At 62.6% G+C, this 18,420-nt stretch carries 22 protein-coding genes; 11 read left to right on the top strand and 11 right to left on the bottom strand.

The window, feature by feature from the left end; all coding sequences use genetic code 11:
* Positions 1 to 26 precede the first annotated feature (26 nt).
* Together QFZ30_RS01315 and QFZ30_RS01310 are read right to left on the bottom strand one after the other, a co-directional pair.
* Positions 27 to 2,048, bottom strand: coding sequence for an ABC transporter ATP-binding protein (locus QFZ30_RS01315; protein WP_307072739.1), 2,022 nt, complete (start codon positions 2,046 to 2,048; stop codon positions 27 to 29).
* Positions 2,045 to 3,793, bottom strand: coding sequence for an ABC transporter ATP-binding protein (locus QFZ30_RS01310; protein ID WP_307072737.1), 1,749 nt, complete (start codon positions 3,791 to 3,793; stop codon positions 2,045 to 2,047). The genes QFZ30_RS01315 and QFZ30_RS01310 overlap by 4 nt, the downstream gene beginning before the upstream one ends.
* Before the next feature lie 402 nt (positions 3,794 to 4,195).
* Here QFZ30_RS01310 and QFZ30_RS01305 point away from each other — a divergent pair, with 402 nt between their 5' ends.
* The 4 genes from QFZ30_RS01305 to QFZ30_RS01290 all read left to right on the top strand — a co-directional run bounded on the left by QFZ30_RS01305 (position 4,196) and on the right by QFZ30_RS01290 (position 6,563).
* Positions 4,196 to 4,609 (top strand): nuclear transport factor 2 family protein, encoded by a 414-nt coding sequence (locus tag QFZ30_RS01305; RefSeq protein ID WP_307072735.1) that lies wholly within the window; start codon positions 4,196 to 4,198, stop codon positions 4,607 to 4,609.
* A 4-nt stretch (positions 4,610 to 4,613) separates the two neighbouring features.
* The gene (locus QFZ30_RS01300) at positions 4,614 to 5,285 is read left to right on the top strand and encodes a helix-turn-helix transcriptional regulator (protein ID WP_307072734.1); all 672 of its coding nucleotides are present in this window, start codon (positions 4,614 to 4,616) and stop codon (positions 5,283 to 5,285) included.
* A gap of 229 nt (positions 5,286 to 5,514) precedes the next feature.
* Positions 5,515 to 6,093, top strand: coding sequence for a hypothetical protein (locus QFZ30_RS01295; RefSeq protein ID WP_307072732.1), 579 nt, complete (start codon positions 5,515 to 5,517; stop codon positions 6,091 to 6,093).
* A 71-nt stretch (positions 6,094 to 6,164) separates the two neighbouring features.
* On the top strand, positions 6,165 to 6,563 hold the full coding sequence (locus QFZ30_RS01290) for a GNAT family N-acetyltransferase (protein WP_307072730.1): 399 nt from the start codon (positions 6,165 to 6,167) through the stop codon (positions 6,561 to 6,563).
* A 130-nt stretch (positions 6,564 to 6,693) separates the two neighbouring features.
* Here QFZ30_RS01290 and QFZ30_RS01285 read toward each other — a convergent pair whose 3' ends face one another.
* The 5 genes from QFZ30_RS01285 to QFZ30_RS01265 all read right to left on the bottom strand — a co-directional run bounded on the left by QFZ30_RS01285 (position 6,694) and on the right by QFZ30_RS01265 (position 10,445).
* The gene (locus tag QFZ30_RS01285) at positions 6,694 to 7,386 is read right to left on the bottom strand and encodes a TetR/AcrR family transcriptional regulator (protein ID WP_307072728.1); all 693 of its coding nucleotides are present in this window, start codon (positions 7,384 to 7,386) and stop codon (positions 6,694 to 6,696) included.
* Between the two features lie 40 nt (positions 7,387 to 7,426).
* On the bottom strand, positions 7,427 to 8,182 hold the full coding sequence (locus QFZ30_RS01280) for an SDR family oxidoreductase (RefSeq protein WP_307072727.1): 756 nt from the start codon (positions 8,180 to 8,182) through the stop codon (positions 7,427 to 7,429).
* Between the two features lie 201 nt (positions 8,183 to 8,383).
* Positions 8,384 to 9,706, bottom strand: coding sequence for a replication-associated recombination protein A (locus tag QFZ30_RS01275; RefSeq protein WP_307072724.1), 1,323 nt, complete (start codon positions 9,704 to 9,706; stop codon positions 8,384 to 8,386).
* Entirely contained in the window at positions 9,703 to 10,062 is a 360-nt protein-coding gene (locus tag QFZ30_RS01270) for an MmcQ/YjbR family DNA-binding protein (protein WP_307072723.1), read from the bottom strand. The genes QFZ30_RS01275 and QFZ30_RS01270 overlap by 4 nt, the downstream gene beginning before the upstream one ends.
* Positions 10,059 to 10,445: an MmcQ/YjbR family DNA-binding protein gene (locus QFZ30_RS01265; RefSeq protein ID WP_307072721.1), complete on the bottom strand. Its 387-nt coding sequence runs from the start codon at positions 10,443 to 10,445 to the stop codon at positions 10,059 to 10,061. Before QFZ30_RS01265 ends, QFZ30_RS01270 begins: the two co-directional genes overlap by 4 nt.
* Before the next feature lie 203 nt (positions 10,446 to 10,648).
* On the opposite strand from QFZ30_RS01265, the gene QFZ30_RS01260 reads away from it, so the two are divergent.
* From QFZ30_RS01260 to QFZ30_RS01245, 4 genes are all read left to right on the top strand, one after another.
* Positions 10,649 to 11,647: an aldo/keto reductase gene (locus QFZ30_RS01260; protein ID WP_307072719.1), complete on the top strand. Its 999-nt coding sequence runs from the start codon at positions 10,649 to 10,651 to the stop codon at positions 11,645 to 11,647.
* A gap of 120 nt (positions 11,648 to 11,767) precedes the next feature.
* Positions 11,768 to 12,952 carry a metallophosphoesterase family protein gene (locus tag QFZ30_RS01255; RefSeq protein WP_307072717.1) on the top strand — a complete coding sequence of 395 codons (1,185 nt, stop codon included), beginning with the start codon at positions 11,768 to 11,770 and terminating at the stop codon, positions 12,950 to 12,952.
* An 87-nt stretch (positions 12,953 to 13,039) separates the two neighbouring features.
* Positions 13,040 to 13,231, top strand: coding sequence for a hypothetical protein (locus QFZ30_RS01250; RefSeq protein ID WP_307072716.1), 192 nt, complete (start codon positions 13,040 to 13,042; stop codon positions 13,229 to 13,231).
* A 107-nt stretch (positions 13,232 to 13,338) separates the two neighbouring features.
* Positions 13,339 to 13,833 (top strand): AAA family ATPase, encoded by a 495-nt coding sequence (locus tag QFZ30_RS01245; protein ID WP_307072714.1) that lies wholly within the window; start codon positions 13,339 to 13,341, stop codon positions 13,831 to 13,833.
* Positions 13,834 to 14,027: 194 nt separating this feature from the next.
* Here the strand turns inward: QFZ30_RS01245 and QFZ30_RS01240 are convergent, their stop codons facing one another.
* The gene (locus tag QFZ30_RS01240; protein ID WP_307072712.1) at positions 14,028 to 14,543 is read right to left on the bottom strand and encodes a dihydrofolate reductase; all 516 of its coding nucleotides are present in this window, start codon (positions 14,541 to 14,543) and stop codon (positions 14,028 to 14,030) included.
* Between the two features lie 310 nt (positions 14,544 to 14,853).
* Here QFZ30_RS01240 and QFZ30_RS01235 point away from each other — a divergent pair, with 310 nt between their 5' ends.
* Complete coding sequence (locus tag QFZ30_RS01235) at positions 14,854 to 15,465, top strand: hypothetical protein (protein WP_307072711.1); 612 nt, start codon at positions 14,854 to 14,856, stop codon at positions 15,463 to 15,465.
* The gene (locus tag QFZ30_RS01230; protein WP_307072708.1) at positions 15,465 to 15,707 is read left to right on the top strand and encodes a helix-turn-helix domain-containing protein; all 243 of its coding nucleotides are present in this window, start codon (positions 15,465 to 15,467) and stop codon (positions 15,705 to 15,707) included. The genes QFZ30_RS01235 and QFZ30_RS01230 overlap by 1 nt, the downstream gene beginning before the upstream one ends.
* Positions 15,708 to 15,799: 92 nt before the next feature.
* Here the strand turns inward: QFZ30_RS01230 and QFZ30_RS01225 are convergent, their stop codons facing one another.
* A complete protein-coding gene (locus QFZ30_RS01225) occupies positions 15,800 to 16,216 on the bottom strand; it encodes a hypothetical protein (RefSeq protein WP_307072707.1) in 417 nt (138 codons plus the stop codon).
* A gap of 619 nt (positions 16,217 to 16,835) precedes the next feature.
* Here QFZ30_RS01225 and QFZ30_RS01220 point away from each other — a divergent pair.
* Positions 16,836 to 17,195 (top strand): Hpt domain-containing protein, encoded by a 360-nt coding sequence (locus QFZ30_RS01220; RefSeq protein ID WP_307079970.1) that lies wholly within the window; start codon positions 16,836 to 16,838, stop codon positions 17,193 to 17,195.
* A 54-nt stretch (positions 17,196 to 17,249) separates the two neighbouring features.
* Here QFZ30_RS01220 and QFZ30_RS01215 read toward each other — a convergent pair whose 3' ends face one another.
* Entirely contained in the window at positions 17,250 to 17,528 is a 279-nt protein-coding gene (locus QFZ30_RS01215; protein ID WP_307072705.1) for a hypothetical protein, read from the bottom strand.
* Between the two features lie 531 nt (positions 17,529 to 18,059).
* A complete protein-coding gene (locus QFZ30_RS01210; protein ID WP_307072704.1) occupies positions 18,060 to 18,362 on the bottom strand; it encodes a DUF2089 family protein in 303 nt (100 codons plus the stop codon).
* Positions 18,363 to 18,420: the final 58 nt, after the last annotated feature.

Raw genomic sequence — 18,420 nt, 5'->3', positions numbered from 1 at the left:
CGTCACACGTGGCTGGGTCGAAAGATTTAGACCTCCGCCACCGGCGCCGCGAACTGTGCCTCGTACAACCGCGCGTACGCCCCGCCCGAGGCCAACAATGAAGCGTGCGTTCCCTGCTCCACGATCTGGCCGGCTTCCATCACCAGGATGAGGTCGGCATCGCGGATGGTGGACAGGCGGTGCGCGATCACGAGGCTCGTCCGGTCGGACCTCAGGGCACTCATCGCCTTCTGCACCAGCACCTCGGTCCTGGTGTCCACAGAAGAAGTCGCCTCGTCCAGGATCAGCACCGACGGTCGCGCCAGGAACGCCCGGGCAATCGTCAGCAGCTGCTTCTCACCGGCGGACACGTTGGAACCCTCGTCATCCAGCACCGTGTCGTACCCCTCCGGCAGGGAGTGCACGAACCGGTCCACGTACGTCGCCCGGGCCGCCTCCAGGATCTCGCCCTCGGTAGCTGAAGGCCGGCCGTACGCGATGTTGTCCCGGATGCTTCCGCCGAACAGCCACGTGTCCTGCAGCACCATGCCCAGCCGCGAGCGCAGCTCGCGCCGCGGCACCGAGGTGACATCCACGCCGTCGAGCGTTATCCGCCCCGCATCCAGCTCGTAGAACCGCATCATCAGGTTCACCAGCGTGGTCTTCCCCGCCCCGGTGGGCCCGACAATAGCCACCGTCTGTCCCGGCTCGGCCACCAAGCTCAGAGAAGAGATCAGCGGCTTGTCCGGCGAGTAGGAGAAGGACACGTCCTCGAACACCAGCCGCCCCCGCCCAAACACGGGCCCAGCGGAAGGGGCAGGCTCAACAGACTCCTCGTCCTCATCCAACAACGAGAACACCCGCTCGGCCGACGCCACCCCGGACTGCAGCAGGTTGGCCATGGACCCCAGCTGCGCCAGCGGCATGGTGAACTGCCGCGAGTACTGGATGAACGCCTGAACATCGCCCAGCTGCATCGCCCCGGACGCCACCTGCAGGCCGCCCACCACCGCGATCCCCACGTACACCAGGTTCCCGATGAACGTCATGGCCGGCATGATCAGCCCGGAAATGAACTGCGCACCGAAGCTCGCCTCGTACAGCTCCACGTTCTTCTGCCGGAACCGCTCCCCCACCTCCTGCTGCCGGCCGAACACCTTCACCAGCGCATGCCCGGTGTACGTCTCCTCGATCTGCCCGTTCAGCTCCCCCGTATGCTTCCACTGCGCCACAAACAGCTTCTGCGAGCGCTTGGCGATCAGCGCCGTGATCCCCAGCGTCAGCGGAATGGTCACCAGCGCGATCAGCGCCAGCGTGGGCGAGAGGATGAACATCATCACCAGCACGCCCACCACCGTCAGCACCGACGTGACCGCCTGGCTGATGGACTGCTGCAGGCTCTGCGAGATGTTGTCGACGTCGTTGGTCACCCGGCTCAGCAGCTCACCGCGCTGGATGGAGTCGAAATACCGCAGCGGCAGCCGGTTGATCTTCGCCTCGATCCGCTCCCGCAGCCCGAACACCGTCCGCTGCACCACGCCGTTGAGCACATACGCCTGCACCCACATAAACACCGACGCCAGCACGTACAGCACCAGCGCCCACAGCAGCACATTGGACAGCGCCGCGAAATCGATCCCCGCGCCAGGCGTCAGCGCCATGGGAGTCAGCATGTCCGCCTGCTGGTTCTGCCCCGTCGCCCGCAGCTGCGCAATCACATCCGCCTTGCTCACCCCGGCGGGCAAATCCTTGGACACGACGCCGGCGAAGATCAGGTTGGTGCCCTCGCCCAGCAGCCGCGGCCCGATCACCGAGAGCGCCACGCTGGCCACTCCCATGGCCAGCACCAGCACCAACCAGGCCCGTTCCGGCCGCAGCGTGCCCAGGAGCCGCTTGGCCGACGGCCAGAAGTTCATCGCCTTCTCGGCCGGGACGTTCATCCCCGCGAACGGCCCGCCGCGCCCCGGTCCGCCCGCCGGACGGGGGATGCGTTCGACGACGGCGGGACTGCTTTTCGGGGCGGGTGCTGTTCCGGATGCGTTCGACGGCGGGCGGTGCTGCGTGCTCATACCGTCTCCTCCGCGGCCAGCTGGGAGGAGACAATCTCCCGGTACGTCTCCGACGTCTCCAGCAGCTCATGGTGCGTTCCGCGCCCGACGATCCTGCCGTCGTCGAGCACCAGGATCTGGTCCGCGTCCGCGATGCTGGACACGCGCTGGGCGATGATCACCAGCGTGGCGCCGGCGGTGTTGTGCTTGAGGGCCTGGCGCAGCCGGGCGTCCGTGCCGGTGTCCAGCGAGGAGAACGAGTCGTCAAAGATGTAGAGCTCGGGCCGTTTCACCAGCGCCCGGGCGATGGCCAGCCGCTGCCGCTGCCCGCCGGAGACGTTGGTGCCGCCCTGGCTGATGGGCGCGTCCAGCCCGCCCTCCATCCGCTCCACAAAGTCCTGCGCCTGGGCGATGCTGAGCGCGGACCACAGCTCCTCCTCGGTGGCATCCGGCTTGCCGTACAGCAGGTTGCTGCGCACGGTACCGGAAAACAGGTAGGGCCGCTGCGGCACCAGGCCGATGTGCCCCCAGAGCAGGTCCGGGTGCAGCTCGCGCACGTCCACGCCGTCGATCCGCACCGAGCCGGTGGTGGCATCAAACAGCCGGGGCATGAGGTTCACCAGGGTGGTCTTGCCGGAGCCGGTGCTGCCGATGATCGCCGTCGTCTGCCCTGCCCTGGCGGTGAAGCTGATCCCGGACAGGACGGGCTGGTCGGCACCCGGGTAGGCGAATCCGACGTCGAGCATTTCCAGCTCGCCGCGGCGGTGGCCGTCGGAGGACACAGCACTGCTGACCGGGTTCAGCGGCGGCCGGACGCTGGACTCGGTGCCCAGCACCTCGCCGATCCGGTCCGCCGAGACGGCCGCCCGCGGGATCATCACGGCCATAAACGTGGCCATCATGACGGACATCAGGATCTGCATCAGGTAGCTGAGGAAGGCGATCAGGGTGCCCACCTGCATGGAGCCGTCCTGGATCCGGAACGAGCCGAACCAGATCACCGCCACGCTGGAGACGTTCAGCACCAGCATCACCACCGGGAACGCGAGCGCCATCAGCCGGCCGGCACGCAGGGCGGTGTCTGTGACGTCCTCGTTGGCCTGGGCGAAGCGGGCGGTCTCGATGTCCTCCCGGACGAACGCCCGCACCACGCGGATGCCGGTGAGCTGTTCGCGGAGCACCCGGTTCACGGTGTCGATCCGCTTCTGCATTTTCCGGAACAGCGGCACCATCCGGGTGATGATGAGCCCCACGCCGATCAGGAGCACGGGCACGGCGACGGCGATCAGCCAGGACAGCTGCACGTCCTGCCGGACAGCCATGATCACCCCGCCGATGGCGAGCATGGGTGCGGCCACCATCATGGTGGCTGACATGAGCACCAGCTGCTGGACCTGCTGCACATCGTTGGTGGACCTGGTGATCAGGCTGGGCGCACCGAACCGGGTCACTTCCTGTTCGGAGAACTCCCCCACCCGGGTGAAGATGGCCCCGCGCAGGTCCCGGCCCACGCCCATGGCAGCCTTCGCCCCGAAGTACACGGCAATCACGGCGCAGGCGATCTGCAGCAGCGTGATCGCCAGCATCAAGGCGCCCAGGCTGAGGATGACGCCGGTGTCCCCCTTGGCCACGCCTTCATCGATGATGTCCGCGTTCAGCGTGGGCAGGTATAGGGACGCAATGGACTGCGCCAGCTGGAAAATCACGACGGCGATCAGCAGCTGCCGGTGCGGCCGCAGGTATTCAACAAGCAGTTTCCAGAGCATGCGGGCTCCAACCCACTCACGGACTCCCAGGGAGATGATTCGAAGGTCAGTTTACGTCTGGTTGCTGGGGGCAACCAGTGCGATTGCGGGTGAAAGCCGAGGATTGTTCAAAGGTTCTCCCAGAGCGTAGAACCTTCGCGCCGGCGCAGGCATGACGCCCAACCGGGCCAACACCCAGCACAGCCGTTATCCCGGTGATCGGCATTTTCGGCTTGGACCCGTACTATGACCACAACATGTGCCGTGGATAAGGAGATTCACATGCGTGAACTGACCTACTCCGTCGCGGCGTCCCTGGCTGTACCGACCGGGGACGTAGATTTACGTGGTTTTGAGAGGACGCGGAAAATCTTCGGGAAACACCGACACTCAGTTGTCGCCTCGTGCGTCGAGGGTTGAGATATGAGCAACGACAACATCATTCTCCGCGGCGCCGCTTCCGACGCCCTCAGCGGCTGGACGGACCTGTGGAACGGCGAACTGGCCAAGGCTGAGGCGATCTGCACGCCCGACGTCCGCATCCACTTCGGCGGTCGAACCATCGGCGAAGCCGGCGACCAGGTGAGCACCCCTTCTGATTTGGCCGGCCTCATCGCCACCTTCCGCGCCACCCGGCCTGGGCTGCTCTACCGAGTCGTCGAGGCCTACGCGACGGCCGACTGGGGCTACAGCGTGTGGGACGCCACCATGGGCGAACTGCACGTCGGTGGCATCGACACGTTCCACTTCACCGACGGGCGGATCGCGCACGTCTACTCGGTCACCGCGGAACGTCCGATGAGCACCTCACGCCGCCCGCCCGGTGGGCCAGGATAATCACGTGCGCCGCCTGGAACGCCTCCACGCGATCACGAACCATCTGCGCGCCCGCTCCCCCCGCCCCGTCTCTGCCTCCGCGCTGGCCGAACGGTTCGGGGTGAGCACCCGCACCATTGAACGGGACCTGCAGTCCCTCCAGAACGCCGACGTCCCCATCTACGCGACATCCGGACGCCTCGGTGGATACGCAGTCCTGACCGACTTCACCATGCCGCCCGTCCAGCTCAGCGCTCAAGAAGCCGCTGCGTGCGTCGCAGCCCTCGCGCTCCTTGACCGGTCGCCCTACGCGCATCACGCCCGTACTGCGCTCGACAAGCTGACCGCCTGCCTGCCGGCAGCAGTCAGGCAGGCTGAGCCAGGACCGACCGCGATGTCTGTCGCCGCGCCCTCGGCTGTGTCGACCAGTGCATGGGTCGATGCGATGCACGATCACCGACTCGTCGAACTCACCTATGCCGATGACCCCGCATCCCGTTCCGTCGAGCCCTACACGGCCCTTGAAGCAGCCGGCCGCTGGTATCTCGTTGGGTGGTGCCGCCGAAGGCGCGCCGTCCGCGGCTTCCGGGTGGACCGAATCACCAGTCTGAAGGCCACCACCGAGCCGTTCGCTGCAGTCCACGCGTCCGACGTCGCTCAAGACCTCGCGAGCTGGCAGGCCGGTCCGCTCACCTGATACCCACACTCCTCGGCTGCCGGCGAGCCGGTGCACCACTACTCATCCTTGGCCGGGGCGCTAAATCCCTGCGACAAGTTCCGCGAGCTGCGGCACTTGGCTGATAAAAGGTGAATGGCTGGACGTAAGGCGGGCTTTGTTGGTGCACCTGCCGGCCATGCGTTCCGATCCCAACGATTGTCGGCCTGCTGGACGAGCCAGGGTTGACCCTCACGGCACACTAATAGGTATGGGGGAATTGGATTCTGTCCCGGGGGACACACGGCTTTATGGAGATGCGGCACCACCTCGTCCGGAACCGCGGTGGAGAAGGCCGTCATCCCTGATCTTCGCCGGACTCGCGCTTGCAGGGGTCACCGCGGCAGCCTTCTTTATCATTTCTGCATTTGCCGACGACACGCGGGACGTCCGCTGCTACTACCATGCGGATCTGACCAGGACCTACCCCGCCCCGTATGCTCCCCACGTCACGTTGCCGCCCTACATTCTCGCGGGAGAAATGGACGCCGGGTCCAACACCACCAATCCTCTGAGCCTCTGCGCCCATACCTGGGACCAAGGCATCATGAACCCCGGCAACATCACGGACGATCTCATTCCGTCCGATTTCCAGGAACCCACCAGCCCTCCCAGTCCCCGGGAAGCCCAGGATGTGGAGGAACTACCGCCCACCGCCGTCCCGTACGACGTCGGCCCTGGGCACTTCGTGCCGGAGCTGACCGCGTGCGTCGTCGACAATGCGGTTGCGGTCATCCCGGGACCGGCACAGGTCTGCAACCAGCTGGGCATCCCGGCATTCAACAGCTAGGTCAGGGACAACGAATACCGACGAGTGCTGACGTACGGACGCCGAGGGCTCCATCTGCAATGATGTCCAGCATGACGATCACCTTTGAATGGCGCGGACCAGTGAGGAACGAAGAAATTAATCAGCTGCACGCGGAAGGCTTCGATCATGCCTACGTTGAAGATGATTGGACCGACCTGCTCGCGCGCCTCAGCCTTGGGTGGGTCACTGCGCGCGACGACCAAGGCCTCGTAGGCTTCGTCAACGTGATCTGGGACGGTAACGTGCACGCGTTCGTCGAAGACACGTTGGTGGCACATCGGGCACGCCGACAGGGCATCGGGAAAAGGCTCCTCGCCGTTGCAACAGAGCAATCCAAGGAGAAGGGGTGTGAATGGCTTCATGTTGACTTTGACGACCACCTCAAGAGCTTCTACTTCGACGCATGCGGTTTCCGACCTACCAACGCTGGGCTGATCCAACTGCGATAGCTGGTGATCCGGAGCCAGTCGTGACCGCCGATTGTCGCTCACAAAACGCGGCTGAGCTGTGACCGTTTGTGACCATCTCCCGAGCGGTCACAAACCGTGCCCCGGCACCAGCGACGCGGGCTTTCGGGGTTCAGGAAACGGCGCGATAGCGGGTGAGCATGAGGGCGACGGCTTCGTCCACGATCGTGGTGTCGGTGGGGTCGGGCGGGACGAAGTCGGTCCGTACGAGTTGAGGCCACAGGAGCTGGCCGCAGATCATGCCGAGGAACTGTTCGGCCACTGCGGACGCCGACTGTGTCTGCCCGTCGGCCGATCGGAAGTCGAGTGTGCCGGCCTGCGCTTCGGCATCCAGGTAGTCGCGGAGCCGTTCGAAGAAGGGTCCGCGGTCGATGGCGAAGCCGGTGCCTACGATGTCGGCCAGTTCCGGCATCTGAGGAAGTTCGGTGATGATGAGCCGGCACAGCGCCGCCGTGCCGGACCGCGAGACCAAGCAAGCGTAGTCGCGGCCGATATGGTCCAGACCGTACCGGGGATCACCGGGCGGGGGCGGTTCGGCGTACTGCACATCCAGCTGCCACTGCTCGGAGGTTACGGCCGCGAACAGCGCAGCCTTGGAAGGGTACCGCTTGAAGAGGGTGCCGGTGGAGACGCTGGCCTCCCTGGCGATCTGGGCCAGGGAGGTCTTGTCGTATCCCCGGGCGAGGAAGAGGTCGCGGGCAGCGCGAATGATGCGTGCGCAGTTCTCCGCTTTGATCTGCGCGTGATACCCGGCCTGGCACGAATCGCCGCCGGTTTCCGCTCTGTCACGGTCCACCACCGTCATACCCACGCCTCTCATCCGACTCGCAGCCGCATTCTCACTTTCAGAGGACGGTCTGACCGCCGTCCAGGATAAGATCCTGCCCCACAGCGAAGGCGGAGACATCGGAGGCCAGGTACACGACAGCTTCCGCGACTTCCTCGGGCCTACCCATCCGACCCAGCGGGATGCCGGAGCTGATCGCTTCCAGAACCGCCGTCTGCTGCGCGGGGTCCTCGATCCCAAGCTTAGAGTACAGCGGGGTGTCCACCGGGCCGGGACTGACCGCGTTGAACCGGATGCCGTGCGACCTGAGCAGATCGGCGTTCCATGACCGCATCAGGGAGCCCACTGCCGCCTTCGTCGCGGCGTAGGCGTTCGACTGACCATAGCCGCCGTGGGCACTGTTGGACGCGTTGAGGATGACCGAGGACGGGTTGGCCAGCACGGGCACCAGGGCCTGCGTGAGAAAGAAGACGCTCTTGACGTTGATGTCGAAGAGCCGGCCGAAACTGTCCTCCGTGTGGTCCTCGAACGGCCGCCAGTCCGAGACGCCGGCGTTCAGGAACGCCACGTCCAGCTCCCCGAAGTGCTCGCGCACATGCTCCGCCAGGCCGCGCTGCGCATCGAGATCGCGCGCATCGGCCTGCACCACCAGCACCTTGTCCGCGAGGATCTGCCGCGCCCTGTCGATGCTGGCCGGGGTTACGCCTGTGACCAGCACGTCGGCCCCCTCAGCGATAAAACGCTGCGCGGTCTCCAGGCCGATCCCGCTCGTGCCGCCGGTGATGAGGGCGCGCTTGCCCGCAAGTCGATTCATGTTGATTGCTCCCTGCCAAGTCTTAAAATGGTAAGTCGATCGACTCACGACAAGCTAACTCCCGCGTCATCCACAAGTCAAGTTGATCCACTTACCATTGTGGCCTGGAGCAGTTCGGCCAGGCGCAGGGATACCGAGCCGGGACCGCACGGCGTGCGGTGCGGCGGCGTCGGTCATGTGCGGGGTCCTTTCGGAGCTGGGTCAGTCCGCGTCCGATTCGAGGGTGGGGTCGTGGGTGTCGGCGTTCCGGAGCTGCGCCCAGTGGCGCAGCCGTGCGGTGATGGTTCGCTCGTACCCGCCGGTGGTGGGTTCGTAAAAGGTTTGCCGGGGCATGCCGTCTGGGAAGTAGTTCGCGCCGGAGAACCCGCTCTCGGTGTCGGGGTCGTACTGGTACCCGTCGCCGTAGCCGAGGTCCTTCATGAGGCGGGTCGGGGCGTTGAGGATGTTCGCCGGCGGCATCAACGAGCCGGTGCGTTTCGCCGCGGCGCTCGCCTTATTGAACCCGCGGTACACGCCGATCGATTTGGGCGCGGTCGCGAGGTAAATGACCGCCTGTGCGATTGCGAGTTCTCCCTCGGGTGAGCCCAGGCGTTCGTAGACGTCCCACGCTGCGAGGGCCTGCTGGACGGCGTTCGGGTCGGCCATGCCGATGTCTTCGGTGGCGAACCGGGTGATGCGCCGAGCGATGAACAGGGGGTCTTCACCACCGTCAAGCATCCGCGCCAACCAGTAGAGGGCCGCGTCCGGGTCGGAGCCGCGCATCGACTTGTGCAGCGCGGAGATCAGGTTGTAGTGGCCTTCCTGCGACTTGTCGTACAGCGGTGCCCGTTTCTGCACGGCGGCGGCGAGGATGGCCGGGTCGACGGGTGCGGGCAGGGCTTGGACTTGCTCGATCATGTTCAGCAGGTACCGGCCGTCACCATCCGCCATCGCGATCAGCGCCTGCCGGGCCTCGTCAGTCAGTGGGAGCGGCTGACCGAGGAGCGCTTCGGCGCGGCTGATGAGGGTGCTGAGAGCGGCGTCGTCGAGGCGCTTCAGGACGAAGACCTGGCTCCGGGACAGCAGCGCGCCGTTGAGTTCAAAGCTGGGGTTCTCCGTGGTCGCGCCGACGAGGACGATGGTGCCGTCTTCGACGTAAGGCAGGAAGGAATCCTGCTGGGCGCGGTTGAAGCGGTGGATCTCGTCGACGAACAGCAACGTGCCCTGACCGACCTCGCGCCTGCGCTGGGCTGCTTGGAACACTTTTCGGAGGTCGGCGACGCCGGAGAAGGTGGCGGAAAGCGGTTCGAACGCGAGGTCGGTTTGCTCCGCGAGCAGCCGTGCGATCGTGGTCTTCCCGCTCCCTGGCGGCCCCCACAACACCATCGACACCAGCCGTTGCGTGCCGACCATCCGCCCGATCGGCGCGTCCGCGGCGAGCAGGTGGTCCTGCCCGATGACGTCCTGCAAGGTGCGCGGACGGAGCCGGTCGGCCAGAGGCCGCGAGGCGTCATCGACGTCGAACAGCGACGGCGTCTCACTCACGGGCGCTGCTTCCGGTGGCGGCCGTCGGCGAGGTCGTAGGAATCGTGCACCAGGTCCCCGATCAGCTGCTTCGTGATCCCGGAGCCGGGCCCGATGGAGATCCAGTGTTGCTTGTCGAGGTAGTGCCCGATCGTGATCGTGTCGAAGTCGCGGCGGAGCGCATCCCCCCGGTGCGGGTCGACCTTCAGGGTAACGATCTGCAGGTCCGGATCATCGTCGGTGACGATGAGGAACACTCTGTCGTGCACTTTCCACACATCAAGGTGCGGCGTGAACGGGCGCCCATTGGTGACGTCATCGAGCGATGCCGCGATGTCGCGGGCGTGCTGCTGCAGTTGCTCGCCCGAGAGAATCACTGGTCCCTCCGGCCGAACGTTTCAGGGTCGACCGGACGCGTCGCGTGCGGCAGGTTCTCGACCACGAGCAGGTAAGACTCGGTGACCAGGTCATCGACAAGCCGCTTCTGCAGGTCCCCGCCGGGATGCAGGGTGATCCAGTGCTGCTTGTTCATGTGGTACCCCGGCGTGATGTCCTCGTGCTCCTCGCGGAGCGCTTTGCCGTCCTCCGGGTCCGCCTTGACGATCACGATCGGCTCACCGGTGATGTCGGTGATCAGCATGAAGACCTTCTCGCGGACCTTGAACACCTCCCAGTCGGGCCCGAAAGGATGCTCCAACCCAGCACCCGGAAGCTCCTCGACGCGGTCCCGGGCGTACTGCTGCAGCGTGTCCCCCTGCATGTTCATCCTCCTGAGGTCGCCGGCAGGAACAAGCCTACGCCGCCGCCGAACAATTGTTGTGAGGGCGGCTATGACGTGGTCCCTGTCTTTCTGGGAGACCAGGGATACTGTCAAGCACTCCCGCCAGCGTGCCCGGCCGACTAGCCTCTCTGCTAAGGACAACCGGAACGACGCAGCTTCCCGCCTCGCAAGGAGCACACATTATGGAAAAGCGGACCCTTGGTACCAACGGCCTGGAGGTCTCCGCCATCGGGCTGGGCTGCATGGGCATGACCGGCGGCTACAGTGGCACGTCCGACAGGCAGGAGATGATCTCGCTGATCCGCACTGCGGTGGACCGCGGTGTGACCTTCTTCGACACCGCCGAGATCTACGGCTCCTACGCCAACGAGGAGCTGGTTGGCGAGGCGCTTGCCCCGTTCAGGGGCCAGGTGGTGATCGCCACCAAGTTCGGATTCGACATTGACCCCGTCGAACGCAAGCCCAGGGGCGGGGTTACGAGCAATCCCGATCACATCAGGCGCGCCGTTGACGGCTCGCTGCAGCGGCTCGGGCTGGACGCCATCGACCTCTGCTACCAGCACCGGGTGGACCCGGAGGTACCCATCGAGGACGTCGCGGGAACCGTGAGGGACCTGATCGCGGAGGGCAAGGTGAAGCACTTCGGCATGTCCGAGGCGGCGGCCCGGACGATCCGCCGGGCGCACGCGGTCCAGCCCGTGACAGCCGTCCAAAGCGAATACTCCCTGTGGTGGCGCCGTCCCGAGGAGGAGGTGCTGGCCACCTGCGAGGAGCTGGGCATCGGCTTCGTGCCCTTCAGCCCGCTGGGCAGGGGCTTCCTCACCGGCACCATCGACGCGTCGACGAGTTTCGACGCCGGCAACGACGTCCGCAGCACCATCCCCAGGTTCGCTCCGGACGCGCTCCAGCACAACCAGGCCGTCGTCGACCTGCTGACGGGCATAGCCCGCCGCAAGGGCGCCACCCCCGGCCAGATTGCGCTGGCCTGGCTGCTGGCCCAAAAGCCCTGGATTGTGCCGATCCCAGGCACGCGCAAGCTGCACCGGCTGGAGGAGAACATCGGTGCCGCCAGCATCGAACTCTCAGCCGAAGAACTGGCCGAGATCAACGACGCGGCGTCCGAAATCGAGGTACAGGGCGGCCGCTACGACGAAGACGCGGAAGCCAAGACCAACCTCTGAAGACATCGCCTCTGCCGCACGGCGTTCACCACCTGTTTCAGGGCTGGATGCTTCAGTCTTCTAGCCTCTGGATGGAGCAGCGGCCTTGCAGCGGGGCCGCATCGGCGAAAAGAGGCAACCATGACCACAGGCATCCACCAGCCCAACCTCAGCAGACGGGCCGCTTTGGCTGCCGCCGGAACGCTTGGCGCGCTGGGAATCACAGTGTCCGCGGGAGCCTGGAGTGAAGCAGCACCTGGCCCGAAGGCAGCAAAGCCCACCCTGGCCTTCCGCCCGGACGGCACATTCAAAATTGTTCAGTTCAACGACACCCAGGACGACGAGCAGACCGACCGCCGCACGATCGAACTCATGGACCGGACGCTGGATGCGGAAAAGCCGGACTTTGTGGTCATCAACGGAGATGTGATCAACGGCGGATGCGACTCCGAGTTAGAGGTCAAACAGGCGCTCAACCACGTGGTCCAGCCCATGGAACACAGGCGGATCCCCTGGGCCGTGACCTTCGGCAACCATGATGAAGACTCGGTGGAGCGAACCGGGATGACCGAAGCCAAAATGCTCCAGTTCCTGCAGACCTATGAACACAACGTCAATGCTGACTCCACGCCGGGCCTCACCGGCACCTCCAACTCGCAGCTGCTGGTGCAATCCTCCCGATCGAAGGCTCCGGCCTTTGGCCTCTGGCTCATCGACACCGGCCGGTACGCCCCGGACAGCATCAATGGGCAGGACTTCGAGGGCTACCCGGACTGGGACTGGGTACGTATGGACCAGCTCACGTGGTACCGGAATCTGTCAATCGCAACCGAGCAAAAATACGGGAGGAAAATCCCCTCCCTCATGTGGGGCCACATTGCCCTGCATGAACACCGCAACATGTGGTTCGCCAGCCTCGACTCGCGGACGGATGCAGACCACGCGCGGGCGGCCAAGAAGCACAATATTGTCGGAGAACGGAACGAAGACGAGTGCCCCGGTCCCATCAATTCCGGCCTGTTCAATGCCTTCCTGGAGCGTGGGGATGTGCTCGGATACTTTGTGGGACACGATCACGTCAACACGTATGTAGGCAACTACTACGGTGTTCAACTCGGCTACGCACCTGGAACAGGATTCGGCGCCTACGGCCTGCCTGGTCCTGACCGGAACCGCCTGCGCGGCGCGCGTGTCTTTGAGCTGGACGAAAACCACCCCGGGATCTACAAGGACACGCGGATCGTTTTCGCAGAAGATCTGGGCATCGACCTGACGGCCGATGACCAGCCCATCGTTCCCCTCCCGCTGGACCCGCGGCAGCGCTAGCATCCAAAAAACGCAAATCGTGAAGAGGAAATTCAAGGCGTCGCGATCGCCGAGAAGAACGGGTACGTCTACCACTCGTTCACCGACATGCTGGTCAAGACCGATGTGAAGGGGAACGTCGTCGAGACGGTTGAAGGGTTCACCGGCCACCTCGGCGACCTGGACTTCAATACGAAAGACGGCCGCGTCTACGGTTCGCTTGAGTACAAGGCCGAAGAGGGCTTCTATATCGCGATCTTCGACGTCGACAAGATCACCGAGGTCGGAATGGACGCCTAGGACTCGGGCATCGTTATGCGTTGATGGCGTTGCAGTTTACGTAGGCGTAGCGGTTTTGTTCTTCTGAGGAGGGGACGGTTCACCGACCTATTTCGTACAATGAGTCAATGGCGAAGAGAAATTATCTTATCGGCGGCAGTTCGGGCACGGGCAAAAGTTCGGTATCTAGCGAACTTCGAAAACGCGGGTATAAAACCATTGAGGGTGATGATGAACTGGCTTATCGGGGCGACCCTGAAACGGGAAAGCCAACAGATGCTCCTGGATTTCAGTATCATATATGGGACGTTGATAAAGTCAGAGAGATAGTAGCCAATAAGGAAGATGGGGCGGCTTTTTTCTGTGGCGGTTCAAGGAACTTGCATAAATTCATAGACGTATTCGACAAAGTATATGTATTGGACGTGGATATCGAAACACTCAGGGATAGATTGGACCGCCGCACAGCGGATGATTGGGATGTGAATGACAGTGTCAATACCACTGAATTTGTACTGCGTTTACATGCAACTAAAGAAGCCTTACCTGAAGGCATAACCATCAATACTGCGCGCCCAATCAACGAAGTTGTTGACGCTATTCTTGAAGGTATTGAAATCTAGTTCTAGTGTCGCCCACGACCAAGAGCCACTGCACTTATGCTGGTCTCTATGTCTTGATAGAGAAAATCCGCTGACACCATCGGTGCTGTCCCCGATCTACTAAATGGCTACGGACCTATTCTCCGTCAGGCAGAACTGTGTCCCACTTCCTTAGAAGTGGAACAAATGCAAAGAGAACTAATCTGGTTGGCGTGTCACGCCTTACTATAGGTTTCGTGCCGAACACTCGTGGTGCCGTAAATTGCTTTCTCTGACATCTCCAGTACATACTCCGCTGGTACGGCGGATAGAAACGTGTCGCATTCGAACTCTGCGTTGATCACTGAGATCAGGAGTTCATCAGGGATCAATGCATTCAACGCTTGCTCGTAGATGCGAGCACCGCCAAAAATATACACATCTTCAATACCTGGGGTGTCCGCTGCAGCGGCCAAAGCCGTCGACAAGCTTGAGGCAGATAACACGCGTTCATCCTCGATAGGTCGGCTTGTGACGACCACGTGTAGGCGTCCGGGCAATGGTCTCCGACCATCCGGGAGTGACTGGTAGGTCGCCCTTCCCATGATGAGGGCATTCCTGCCGCTCTGAGACTTCGTCTGACGGGTTAGCGCAGACAGCCTTTTCATTTCTCCGGGGAGATCCCAAGGCAAAGAGCCAGCGCGGCCGATGCCCCTCGTTCTGTCGTGTGCAACGACCAATTTGATACTCACCCGGCCACTGTACTCATCTTTACCTGTGTTCCATTTTCTTGGAACCGGGACAGTCCCGGTGGGACACTCCCACCGTTCGGGATCCGCTGGCGGTACTCGTCTGACGTCCGGTTGGTGTAGGACCTAACCAGACAGGAACGCTATGGAGCTGTGGCCGCCGCGACCGAGGCGAAATGAGGTCACACTTCGGCGCACTACTGGTGCCTTTCAGTAAGGAATGGCGGTCTTCCACACAGGCGTCTTGAAGTATTTATCGTTTGTCGTTATGTTAACGACAAACGATAAATTTATCTTGGATTGGGGATGGACTGTGGCAGCGACGTTTGCTCATTTGGACCGCAAGGGCGCTTTGCTGTTTGCCGTCATTTTTGGACTAGCAGCACTCAGCATCGTCGTTTCGGCGATCGTGGCTGTGTACTCCGGGCTGGCGAATACGTCTCTTCTGAATGTGCCCCTCACGAACCTGGTGACACCCACGCTGGGTGAGGGCAACAGTGAAGTCATCAAAGCCGCGTATGCCACAGCCGGTGTGCAGCCGGCCAGCCTTACTTCGGCTGAGCGTTATTTGCTGCTCGGATCAGGACTCCTGGGCGGTCTTGCCGGTCTGTTGTCCGCAGCGACTCTGGGCCTGATCAGTTGGTCCGTCTACCGTGGCACAGGCTTCGGAAAGCAACTGGCCCGCGCCGTCGGCATCTCGGGCATAGCCGTTATGACCTGGGGTCTCCTGGGCCCCTTCATGGAAGCGATTGCCCACCACTCGGTCCTCGATCGGATCGGATTGCTTCCGGAACGGGAAACGGGGGCCTTCTTCCTCATGGAACTAAATGTGTGGCCGATCGCGATTGGACTCGGCGCTGCCGCTCTCGCGAGCATGTTCGAGACCGGCCGGCGCCAGCAGTTGGAACTGGACGGGCTGATCTGATGGCTCCCGCACCACATGAAGAGCAGCGAATCCATTGCCGACTCGATGAGCTCCTCGCGGCCCGGGGCATGACCTTGACCGAGCTCAGCCAGCGAGTAGGCGTCAGTATCGTCAACCTGTCTGTGCTGAAAAACGACCGGGCGCGTGCGATCCGCTTTTCCACGTTGTCCGCGATCTGTGATGTTCTCGACTGTTCGGTCGGTGAATTGTTTGTCGTCACCACCTCGCAAGAGGGAAGCTGATCAATGCACATCCGAACGGCACGCTCGTCCCAGTTCCTTGGTAATGGGACACACCGGAGGGTGAGATTCCTAGATTGAGTCCTGAGGCCGTCTCAGTTGCTAGGGCGCGCCCACCGGCGCAATGCATCGAGGGTGGTCTCTGGTGAGGTGTTGAAACAAAACACCACGCCCGGTACCAGCTCATTCAGTAAGTTGAGAACGCGCTCGAACAGCAAGGTGTGCTCCCCTGCCATTCGCAGGCCGGCCCCGATCATCACTACCTGGACCGGACGGACGGCCAGGCACTCCCGCACGCTCTTTTCGGCTTGGTCGAGGTCCGAGGTGACTAGGCAAGGCACGATATCGTATCCCGCCTCGCGGATGGCTGCCTCGCCCGCCTCGATCCGAGCCTCCAGCATCTCCTGTGTTAGCTCTGGATGCTGAGAGAGGTCGACGGCGCTCGGATGAAGCCCCAGCGACAGGACAGTGTCACCCGTCAAAGGATCCGCCTCCTTGGAAATCTCCGTCATCGCGCTTCTTTCCTTCAACTGCAGTGCTAATGAGCACGATACCGGGCACGGACCCCTCAAACTGGCATCCACCAACAAAAGTTGGCTTCTCATCCATCAGCACAACATCCCCGTCCCGCATCCTTGGAAATGGGACACTCCGAAGCATCGGGGCTATCCCGCTGCCGACGGCTCGCGGCACCGATTCCGACTACTACCACCTCTCTTCATAACCCCCGCCTGTGCCAAAGCTGTTCTGAAACAGAGCACGATGAGGAAGCAGAAGCAGAAAATGCGAGTACCCATTACTCGTGTTCTCCCATCCCCTGCCCCGTAACGTCGATCGGGAGGACCCGCGGCATCCGTGGGCATCCAGCTGAGGACGGGAGGCGCGGGGTATGGCCATGGAACGACAGGTTCGTGGGGCACTGCACACTGCTGAAGTCGGTCATCCCCAAGTTGTCTGGGCACCAGAACGTCAACGTCCGTGCGGTCGCGGAGACCATCTTGAAGGAGCTTCAAGTAGGCTCCCCAGAATCCCACTTTCGACAGTGGACCGGGAGCCCCTCCAGCGCTGGCACCTTCCGTGACCGAGCCGCCCAGCGACCCACCGCCTCTTATGGACTCATCTGTGCTGGAGATGCTGCGCGCCGATTTGAATGACGATGGAGTTTGGAAGGTCTTCGTCCGGGATTTCATCGAATACCTGCCCCACAGGAATGAACGGCTCCGCCTGACCCTGACCACCGGCGACCTTGCAGGTGCCCTGGATGCGGTCCTCAGCCTCAAGACCTCCAGCCAGATGGTAGGTGCGGAGCGCCTCGCCAGCCTTGCAGTGGACCTGGAACGGTCCATTCGTGCAGATACCCTCGACGAGGCTGACCCCGCTCTCGCTCTGCCCCGGCTTGCCGCAGCCCGCTTCATCCGAATTAAGCAGTGCAGCTGGCAAACTATTCACCGTCTGCAAACTCATCAACGGCAGAAGCCAGACAATACCTGACGCGTCTCCGTCTGCAGGGCACTGACCTCTGCCTGCCTCGTAGAAGCACACGTTTTAGTCGGGCGTTCGGGGCTGTGTTGCATCGAAGAACCGGAAATCCACACTGCCTTGGCCCGCGTCCGCGTCAGCTCCTTTTTCGCGGATGAAATCGAGATCCTCACGGGAAAGCATCATCTGGCCGTGGTCGTCGACTTCGATGCGGCTGACGGACTCCTGTTTTATCCGGGCGGTGACGGTGCGCGGCACCAGCACGCATCCCGGATTGGCCAGGAGCCACTGGCGCGTCTCAGAATCAAGCCGTTCCCACTCTTCTTTGAGTGTCATCTCGCTCATCCGCCCTTCCCCATTTGCTCCTGGAACCCAAGTCCGGGGCAGGATTCCGCTCAGAGTACGCCTCACCCCAGGAGAAGAACAGCGTCCTCTCGCCCAATCTGGAAAACCCTCCACGCGGCGCGGCAGCGCGCCTAAGCCGCTTGCAACTGGATCTTCGGAGCTGGCCCTGTACTCCACACCGCTCTGTATGTTCGAATGCGTGTAATCGAGGCGAACGCCTTCCATCTGCTAGTGCGCCCCTACTTCAACGACCTGCTCGCATTGACGCTGTCAATCCGAGCATTTTCACTGTCAAGACGCTTCCGGTAGGACACTTGGCCGGACCACCAAATAATGAGCAGCCCAACCATAACGACGAGAGCGCTCACCCATGCCCCAAGTCCGGATAGCATGCCGTTGGCAGCCAGGACCACTGCAGCGACGAGCCAGATCATGGGAATGATTGCTCCGAGGAATTTTTGTCGACGGTTCGACAAGATAAACCTGTGCACTGCAGCCACGGCGATAAGGCAAAGAGTGGCTACTGTCGGATTAATGTTGTCCATAATTTCCCCCTGGTTGCATGTGGTGCAGTTCTATAATGCGTTTGGCAGCATCACGCGTAATGCGTCCTTCAATGGCCATTGCAAAAATTTTCTGCGAGAATTCATCAAAGCTAGTGCTTTCAGCCACCTGTATTTTCTCGATGATCTTGTCCAAGCGGCTACGCACCGTCGGGTATGAGACGCCATATTCGCCGGCCAAAGCCTTGAGGGAGCCGGAGTGGAGAATCATTGACCTGATGAAGCCGAGGTCGCTCTCGCTCAACTCGTCCATCCACTTGCTGGTCTCCATGTAAATAATGTTAAAGCTTTTTAACATTATTCAAGTTGTGGGTGCGAGTATCCTTCTC

Source organism: Arthrobacter pascens, from assembly GCF_030815585.1.
GTDB lineage: Bacteria > Actinomycetota > Actinomycetes > Actinomycetales > Micrococcaceae > Arthrobacter > Arthrobacter pascens_A.
The sequence above is the reverse complement of the archived record's forward strand: the minus strand, read 5'-3'. Positions and strand labels throughout refer to the sequence as shown.

Bases quoted from the DNA above. Each gene is read 5' to 3' on its own strand.
- QFZ30_RS01255 (WP_307072717.1), top strand. From the start codon at position 11,768: ATGACCACAGGCATCCACCAGCCCAACCTCAGCAGACGGGCCGCTTTG.
- QFZ30_RS01260 (WP_307072719.1), top strand. From the start codon at position 10,649: ATGGAAAAGCGGACCCTTGGTACCAACGGCCTGGAGGTCTCCGCCATC.
- QFZ30_RS01245 (WP_307072714.1), top strand. From the start codon at position 13,339: ATGGCGAAGAGAAATTATCTTATCGGCGGCAGTTCGGGCACGGGCAAA.
- QFZ30_RS01295 (WP_307072732.1), top strand. From the start codon at position 5,515: ATGGGGGAATTGGATTCTGTCCCGGGGGACACACGGCTTTATGGAGAT.
- QFZ30_RS01210 (WP_307072704.1), bottom strand. From the start codon at position 18,362: ATGGAGACCAGCAAGTGGATGGACGAGTTGAGCGAGAGCGACCTCGGC.
- QFZ30_RS01265 (WP_307072721.1), bottom strand. From the start codon at position 10,445: ATGCAGGGGGACACGCTGCAGCAGTACGCCCGGGACCGCGTCGAGGAG.
- QFZ30_RS01215 (WP_307072705.1), bottom strand. From the start codon at position 17,528: ATGAGCGAGATGACACTCAAAGAAGAGTGGGAACGGCTTGATTCTGAG.
- QFZ30_RS01280 (WP_307072727.1), bottom strand. From the start codon at position 8,182: ATGAATCGACTTGCGGGCAAGCGCGCCCTCATCACCGGCGGCACGAGC.
- QFZ30_RS01220 (WP_307079970.1), top strand. From the start codon at position 16,836: ATGCTGCGCGCCGATTTGAATGACGATGGAGTTTGGAAGGTCTTCGTC.
- QFZ30_RS01315 (WP_307072739.1), bottom strand. From the start codon at position 2,048: ATGAGCACGCAGCACCGCCCGCCGTCGAACGCATCCGGAACAGCACCC.
- QFZ30_RS01225 (WP_307072707.1), bottom strand. From the start codon at position 16,216: ATGACGGAGATTTCCAAGGAGGCGGATCCTTTGACGGGTGACACTGTC.
- QFZ30_RS01250 (WP_307072716.1), top strand. From the start codon at position 13,040: ATGCTGGTCAAGACCGATGTGAAGGGGAACGTCGTCGAGACGGTTGAA.
- QFZ30_RS01290 (WP_307072730.1), top strand. From the start codon at position 6,165: ATGACGATCACCTTTGAATGGCGCGGACCAGTGAGGAACGAAGAAATT.
- QFZ30_RS01285 (WP_307072728.1), bottom strand. From the start codon at position 7,386: ATGACGGTGGTGGACCGTGACAGAGCGGAAACCGGCGGCGATTCGTGC.
- QFZ30_RS01230 (WP_307072708.1), top strand. From the start codon at position 15,465: ATGGCTCCCGCACCACATGAAGAGCAGCGAATCCATTGCCGACTCGAT.
- QFZ30_RS01310 (WP_307072737.1), bottom strand. From the start codon at position 3,793: ATGCTCTGGAAACTGCTTGTTGAATACCTGCGGCCGCACCGGCAGCTG.
- QFZ30_RS01305 (WP_307072735.1), top strand. From the start codon at position 4,196: ATGAGCAACGACAACATCATTCTCCGCGGCGCCGCTTCCGACGCCCTC.